Raw genomic sequence first — 1,154 nt, 5'->3', positions numbered from 1 at the left:
GAAGTTGAAATCATTTGGATGTTGATGCCTTCTTCTGCGAGGGTGCGGAAGATTTTGGCGGCTACGCCGACGTGTGAACGCATGCCCAAGCCGACTGCGGAGACTTTGCATACGGTGTCGTCGCCGTCGATGTAGGCTGCGCCGATGCTGTCTTGACGTTGTTGCAGGATTTCGATGGTTTGCTTGTAGTCGCTGCGCGGTACGGTGAAGGAGAAGTCGGTTGTGCCTTCGCTGCCGACATTTTGGATGATCATGTCGACTTCGATGTTGGCATCGGCAACTGCGCCGAGGATTTGGTAGGCAACGCCGGGTTTGTCGGGTACGCCGCGTACGTTGATGCGGGCTTGGTTTTTGTCGAATGCGATACCGGTTACGGCTGCTCTTTCCATGTTGTCGTCCTCTTCAAAGGTAATCAGGGTGCCGTTGCCGCCTTCTTGCAGGCTGCTGAGTACGCGCAGGCGCACTTTGTATTTTCCGGCGAATTCTACAGAGCGGATTTGTAAAACTTTTGAGCCGAGGCTGGCCAATTCGATCATTTCTTCGAATGTGATCGTGTCCATGCGGCGTGCTTCGGGTACGACGCGCGGGTCGGTGGTGTAAACGCCGTCTACGTCGGTATAAATTTGGCATTCGTCGGCTTTGAGGGCTGCGGCAAGTGCAACGGCGGAGGTGTCGGAGCCACCGCGGCCGAGGGTTGAGATATTGCCTTCGCTGCTGATGCCTTGGAAACCGGCTACGATAACGACTTTGCCCTCGGCGAGGTCGGCACGCATTTTTTCGTCATCGATGCTTTCGATGCGGGCTTTGGTGTGGGAAGTGTCGGTTTTGAGGGCAACCTGCCAGCCGGTGTAGCTCTTGGCGTCAATGCCGATGTCTTTCAGGGCCATGGCCAGCAGGCCGATGGTTACTTGTTCGCCGGTGGCAAGGACGACGTCCAGCTCGCGCGGATCGGGATGTTCTTGCATTTCGTGCGCCAGGGCGACCAGTCGGTTGGTTTCGCCGCTCATGGCGGATACGACGACTACGATGTCGTGTCCTTCGGCGCGGGCTTTGGCGACACGTTTGGCTACGTTTTTGATGCGTTCGGGCGAGCCTACTGATGTGCCGCCGTATTTATGTACGATTAACGCCATGTTTCGTGCTTTCTTGTGGGG

At 56.5% G+C, this 1,154-nt stretch carries 1 protein-coding gene; it reads right to left on the bottom strand.

What is annotated here, in order from left to right; all coding sequences use genetic code 11:
* Positions 1-1,133 (bottom strand): aspartate kinase (locus ACTHUT_RS20945; protein ID WP_440419728.1); only part of this gene is annotated, 1,133 nt, incomplete at its 3' end.
* Between the last annotated feature and the right edge of the window lie 21 nt (positions 1,134-1,154).

This window comes from Neisseria sp. P0022.S010 (genome assembly GCF_051956635.1).
Note: the sequence above shows the minus strand (reverse complement) of the source record. Positions and strands in the feature narration are given on the sequence as shown.